The sequence below is a fragment of the Cupriavidus sp. 05T313 genome (genome assembly GCF_056396665.1).
Map to the genome: position 1 here is coordinate 1 of NZ_JBFTLX010000332.1, position 6,376 is coordinate 6,376.

The 6,376-nt window shown below is 65.4% G+C and carries 4 protein-coding genes; 2 read left to right on the forward strand and 2 right to left on the reverse strand.

All coding sequences use genetic code 11. From position 1 onward, the window contains the following. Positions 1-214 precede the first annotated feature (214 nt). Complete coding sequence (locus tag AC1DKD_RS37800; protein WP_441635671.1) at positions 215-1,159, reverse strand: DUF6279 family lipoprotein; 945 nt, start codon at positions 1,157-1,159, stop codon at positions 215-217. A gap of 179 nt (positions 1,160-1,338) precedes the next feature. Here AC1DKD_RS37800 and glmU point away from each other — a divergent pair, with 179 nt between their 5' ends. Both glmU and glmS read left to right on the forward strand, forming a co-directional pair. Further along, entirely contained in the window at positions 1,339-2,700 is a 1,362-nt protein-coding gene (glmU, locus tag AC1DKD_RS37805; protein WP_441635669.1) for a bifunctional UDP-N-acetylglucosamine diphosphorylase/glucosamine-1-phosphate N-acetyltransferase GlmU, read from the forward strand. Positions 2,701-2,820: 120 nt separating this feature from the next. Then, positions 2,821-4,659, forward strand: a complete 1,839-nt coding sequence (glmS, locus tag AC1DKD_RS37810; RefSeq protein WP_477144461.1) for a glutamine--fructose-6-phosphate transaminase (isomerizing) — start codon at positions 2,821-2,823, stop codon at positions 4,657-4,659. Between the two features lie 255 nt (positions 4,660-4,914). On the opposite strand, the gene AC1DKD_RS37815 is transcribed toward glmS, so the two are convergent. Further along, the coding region (locus AC1DKD_RS37815) for an HDOD domain-containing protein (RefSeq protein WP_477144462.1) at positions 4,915-6,376 on the reverse strand (1,462 nt) is incomplete at its 5' end.

Here is a 6,376-nt window from a genome sequence, read left to right on the forward strand (position 1 = left end):
GATGCGAGTTTGGGTCCCGGCCGCTCTTTTCGCCGGATCCCGAGGGGGTGTCGCCCCATCCGGCGCGCCTTCTTTGCCTACTTTCTTGGCAAGACAAGAAAGTAGGTCGCCTCCCCGCAGGGGAGGTGAAACTGCCTTTGACTTTAGGCTTTTGAAGTTGAAGTTGAAGTTGAAGTTAAGCAGTTAACGAGTTACAAAAAGGCCCCCCAAAAAATCAATTCTCCGCCCGAGCCGGCCGAGGCGCAGCCACAGTATTGCCCCCATCACGCATCAACGCATTGGCATCATCAATCCATTTCTGAAACCGCTCCACCGCATGTGCCTTCTGCTCCGGCGTTGTCAGGTTGGCAATAGTGACAGTCAACGCCAGTCCAGCCTCGTTATTGGCGTCATGACGCGCATTGCGCTCCCTGGTCGGCGGGTTCTGCCAGTGATCGCCATAGCGCTTGAGCATCTCGACCACCTGGGCCTTGGGCGGATGCTCGGCCTGCACCTGCCGCACCAGCGCCAGCCATTCCTGCTGGCGCTTGAGGCGTTCGGCGTAGCGCGCCTCGGCGCCTTGCACCACCGGAGCCATGGCGCGCCGGATGGCGGCTTCCTGGTCACTTGAAAAGCGCCCGTAGACCAGCCGCGCGTAGTCCATTATCTTGTCGAAGCGGGCCTCTTCGCGCGCCGCCGGGTCCGGGCGCAGGTATTCCTTGCGGTACTTGGCGTTGGCATCGGCGAATTTCTTCTCCATGCGGGCAATCTGGTCCGGGGTCAGCGTCAGCAACAGGTCGGCCACGTCGGGCGTGGAGCGGTCGAACGCTACGCGCGCCAGCCGCTGGGCGTCGTCCTGGATCTTGCCCACTGCCGCGGCGGATACCGGTTGCTGCACTTCGCTTTTGGCCTGCCGCAGCAATCCGGCGATCTCGGGCAACTGGTCCTTGCGGTGCCAGGCAAAGAAGCGGGCGATGGCATCGCGCGTCAGCGGTTCCTGGCTGGCGGTTACGTCGACGTAGTTGTCGATCCACCAGTAGGCCAGCCGGTCGCCCTGCTGGTAGCCCAGTTTCATGGCGCTGCAGGCCGTCAGGGCGAGCACGGCCGTGGCCAGGAAGAGGCGCCGGATCCGGTCCCCGCGCAGGTGGGGAAACGTCGTCAAACGGCGTAAAACGCCCATGATAGAATCCTTTTCCGCGCGTTTGGGTGCCTGTTCGCGCCCGCCATTCCGGGTCGCCGCAGGCGTTACCCCGCGCACCGGGGCTGGGGCCAGGACCCTGGCCGACGCTACGCGTCCCCGGCCATCGCGGGGGAGCGCTTCAAACGGGTTTTTGGACACACTCACTTAGGACCCTCCTTGTGAATATCGTCATTCTCGCTGCAGGCATGGGCAAACGGATGAACTCCGCGTTGCCCAAGGTACTGCATCCTCTCGCTGGCCGGCCATTGCTCGCGCATGTGATTGATACGGCGCGCAAATTGTTGCCGACGCGGCTTGTGGTGGTGGTGGGACACGGCGCCGAGCGCGTGCGCGAAGCCGTTGGCGCGGAAGACGTCGCCTTCGCCCTGCAGGCCGAGCAGCTGGGAACCGGTCACGCCGTGGCGCAGGCGCTGCCGCTGCTCGATGACAGCCAGCCCACGCTGGTGCTTTATGGCGACGTGCCGCTGACCGAGCCGTCCACGCTGCAGCGCCTGGTGGCCGAGGCCGGCAACGGGCGCTTCGGCATCCTGACCGTAGAGATGGATGATCCCGCCGGCTACGGCCGAATCGTGCGCGAAGACGGCCGCATCGTGCGCATCGTCGAGCAAAAGGATGCCAGCGAGCAACAGCGCGCCATCCGTGAGATCAATACCGGCATCATCCTGGCGCCCACTGGCCACCTGCGCCGCTGGCTGTCCACGTTGCGCAATGACAACGCCCAGGGCGAGTATTACCTTACCGATACCGTCGAGCGCGCGGTCGCGGACGGCGTCGAGGTGGTCTCGGCACAGCCCGCCGCGCTGTGGGAAACACTTGGCGTCAACAGCAAGGTGCAACTCGCCGAGCTCGAGCGTATCCACCAGCGCAACCTGGCGCAGCGGCTGCTGGAAGCCGGCGTGACGCTGCTGGACCCGGCGCGGATCGATATCCGCGGCGAACTCACCTGCGGGCGCGACGTCACGATCGATGTCAATTGCGTGTTCGAGGGGCGGGTGCACCTCGAAGACGGCGCGCATATCGGCGCCAACTGCGTGATTCGCAACAGCACCGTGGGTGCCGGCGCACGGGTGCAACCGTTCTGTCATTTCGAGGATGCCAGCGTCGGCGCGGAAGGCCGCATCGGCCCGTACGCGCGCCTGCGCCCCGGCACGGTGCTGGCCGAGGACGTGCATATCGGCAACTTCGTCGAGGTCAAGAACAGCCAGATCGCGGCGCACAGCAAGGCCAATCACCTTGCCTATGTGGGCGACGCCACAGTTGGCTCGCGCGTCAATATTGGCGCCGGCACCATCACCTGCAACTATGATGGGGCCAACAAGTTCCGCACCGTGATCGAGGACGATGTCTTTATCGGCTCCGACACGCAACTGGTCGCCCCGGTGACCGTGCGCCGCGGAGCCACCATTGGCGCCGGCACCACGCTGACCAAGGAAGCGGCGGCCGACAAGCTGACGCTGTCGCGCGCCAAGCAAATGACCATCGATGCCTGGCAGCGGCCGGTCAAGCAAGCAAAAAAATGAGTCCCGCCGCCGACCTGCCCGGATAAGGGCGGGCGGCACGGGCAATCCTCGGGCGACGGCGCCGCCGTCCTCGCAGCAATCATCCGGTGCGGCCGTGTCCGCACCCCGTGGGAGAAGAATATGTGCGGCATCGTCGGCGCGGTTTCCTCGCGCAATATCGTTCCGGTCCTGATCGAAGGCCTGCGTCGCCTCGAATACCGCGGCTATGACTCTTGCGGCGTGGCGGTGGTGCGCGATGGCGCGCTCGAACGCGCCCGCACGGTGTCGCGCGTGGCCGACCTGGACGAGCAGACCCGCGCGTCCGGCCTGTCCGGCCTGACCGGCGTGGCGCACACGCGCTGGGCCACGCACGGCAAGCCCGACACCACCAATGCCCACCCGCACTTCTCGGGCGAAACCATCGCACTGGTGCACAACGGCATCATTGAGAACTACGAGCCGCTGCGCGAAGAGCTGCGCGCCGCCGGCTATGGTTTCGAGTCGCAGACCGATACCGAGGTCGTCGCCCACCTGATCCACCAGGTCTACACATATCCGAGCAGCGCCACGCGCGGCGACCTGTTCGCCTCGGTGCGCGCGGTGACCAAGCGCCTGCACGGCGCTTACGCCATCGCCGTGTTCTCCAAGGATCACCCTGAGCGCGTGGTCGGCGCCCGCGCCGGTTCGCCGCTGGTGGTGGCGCTGGGCGACAACGAGTCGTTCCTGGCTTCCGACGCGCTGGCCGTGGCGGGCACCGCCAACCGCATCATCTATCTGGAAGAAGGCGACGTGGTGGAGATCACCCGCGAGGGCGCCACGATCCACGACGTGCACGACCACCTGGTCGAGCGGGAAGTGCGCGTGGTCGAAACCCACGCCGCTGCCGTGGAACTGGGCCCGTACCGCCACTTCATGCARAAGGAGATCYWCGAGCAGCCGCGCGCGCTSGGCGACACGCTGGAAGGCATCGAAGCCATCACGCCGGAACTCTTCGGCGCCAATGCGCAAAGCGTGTTCAGCGAAATCGACAACGTGCTGATCCTGGCCTGCGGTACCAGCTACTACTCGGGCTGCACCGCCAAGTACTGGCTCGAATCCGTCGCCAAGATCCCGACCCAGGTCGAGGTGGCGAGCGAGTACCGCTACCGCGAGACCGTGCCGAACCCGCGTGCGCTGGTCGTGGTGATCTCGCAGTCCGGCGAAACCGCCGACACCATGGCCGCGCTGCGCCATGCCAAGTCGCTGGGCCACACCCACACGCTGGCGGTATGCAACGTCGCCACAAGCGCCATGGTGCGCGAGACCGAGTTGCGCTTCCTCACCCGCGCCGGCACCGAGATCGGCGTGGCCTCGACCAAGGCCTTCACCRCCCAGCTCGCCGCGCTGTACATGCTGACGCTGGCGCTGGCCAAGGTGCGCGGCAAGCTCACGGCCGAGGCCGAGGCCGCCGCACTGGCCAACCTGCGCCACCTCCCTGTGGCGCTGCACGGCGTGCTGGCGCTGGAGCCGCAGATCATCTCCTGGTCCGAAGACTTCGCGCGCCGCGAGAACGCGCTGTTCCTGGGCCGTGGCCTGCATTACCCGATTGCCCTCGAAGGCGCGCTCAAGCTCAAGGAAATCTCCTACATTCATGCCGAGGCTTATCCCGCCGGCGAACTCAAGCATGGCCCGCTGGCGCTGGTGACCGAGGCCATGCCCGTGGTCACGGTGGCGCCCAACGACGCCCTGCTGGAAAAGCTCAAGTCCAACATCCAGGAAGTGCGCGCCCGTGGCGGCCGGCTGTATGTGTTCGCCGACAGCGACACCCACATCCAGTCCACCGATGGCATCCAGGTGATCCGCCTGCCCGAGCACTACGGCGACCTCTCGCCGATCCTGCACGTGGTGCCGCTGCAACTGCTGGCCTACCACACGGCCTGCGCCCGCGGCACTGATGTGGACAAGCCGCGCAACCTGGCCAAGTCGGTCACGGTGGAGTAAGGGAGGCAAGCCGCGCCGCCCGGCATGGCCAGGACTGCCTGGCCGGGCCGGTGGCATCGCCGGCATTTGCAAGTGCGCTTCCATGTTGGCGGCAACGCAAGGGCGCGCGCCCGATGTGGCGCGCCTTGCCAGCCATGTTCAGATACTGCGTCCAGCATGGCCTCGGCACCCGCCGCGCGCTATCGGTGAGTTGCCTACTTTGGTATCCACCAACGTCGCGGCGGCGCGGCGCGCGCTCGCCCGCGCGCTCCAGGGCTACCGGTGTTCGGCAGAGCGGAGAAAGCTCGACGAGATTTCCCGCGTCAGAAGATCGAACGATTCCATTTCATCGTCGGACAGTCCGCCCGCGCAAACCGTCGTGCCCCAGTCTCCGCAGATCATCGCGACACAGCGGTTCTTGATCATCACGGGCGCCACCAGGATGGACCTGGCATCGGGCATCTGCTCGCGATACCAGCGCGGCACGCGGTGTGCCAATTCCTTGTCGAAGGAGTCTTCGAAGAGCAGGGGCTTGTGCGCGATGGCCGCGAAGTGAAAGATATCGGGGACAAATCCCTCTTCAAACGATAGCGCCTCCATCTTCTCGCGCATGCCTTCGCCAAATCCGACGCGCGCCCCAAAGCGTTTCGCCATCGGATTGAGCAGCATGAGAAAACAGTGCGAGAAATTCAGCGCCCGCATGGCCGATTCGAGCACCAGCGGAGCCAGTTCGGATACCGGCAGTCCGCTGCCCTCGCGCTGTACCTCAAGGAGACTCTGCTGGAGCCGCTTGAGCGCATCCTTGGGCTTGCCTGCGTTCCGGGGAGGGTTCGCATCGCCCGCATCGTCTGTATCCGGGGACTCCGCATGTGCCATGGACACGTTCAATGCCAGGGCCTGCTTCACCGCGCCTTCGACCGCGGCGGTTTGCAGGCCCAGCGCCTCCGCGTGAGTCAGGAGCAAGGCCTGGACGGCTGCCTCGGGCGCATCGCTGGCGAGCATTGCGGCGGCCCGGGCGGAAACGTCGGCGATGGCGCCCAGCCAGTCGGCATGGGATTCCAGTACGGAATCCGCATCGAAGCGCTTGCGCAGCATCGAGTTCGCGATCACGGCGGGCAGGCGCCATTTAATGGCCGCCGCCTCCGCGATATCCTCCAGGGTCACGTCAAGGACTCGCTGGCAGGCTTCGCTTTCCTGCATGGCATCTCCCTCGCACAAGGCCCGGATCTGTTCCCATTCTTCAGGAAAGTAGAAGATGAGGRGAAGGCGGCTCATGTGGTGCATCAGCGTGCAAACGACGGCCTCCTCGGCCTGTCCGATGCCTTGCGCGTTGCTGAGCGAGCGCGTGAGCTCGCCTGCGATCAGGGCCTGCTTTAGCTCGTGGGAGGCCTGGGGGCGGTTGATTGCCACGCCGGAGAAATAGTCCAGCAACTGGACCCCCAGCGTGAGATGGCTGATCGCATCGACGCCCAGGACCAGGATGGCGCGCGACACCGTCGTGACCTCGCCCCCGAAAGAGCGGTACATGGCGGAGTTGGCCAGGCGAATGACCTTTTGCGACAGGCTGAAGTCGGAGAGCACGGCAGCGGCCATCTCGCCGACGCTGATATCGCTGCTCAGCGTCTTGAATACGTTGTCGATGCAGAACTGTAGCGTGGGGAAATCCCCTTGCTGGGCCATCCGGTTCCATAGCGCATCGAAGAACTGCTTGTTTTGCATAGCGGCGTCTACTTCGAGA

What these genes read in the sequence shown, in the direction of transcription:
- AC1DKD_RS37800 (WP_441635671.1), bottom strand. Translation starts at nt 1,159, where the DNA reads ATGGGCGTTTTACGCCGTTTGACGACGTTTCCCCACCTGCGCGGGGAC.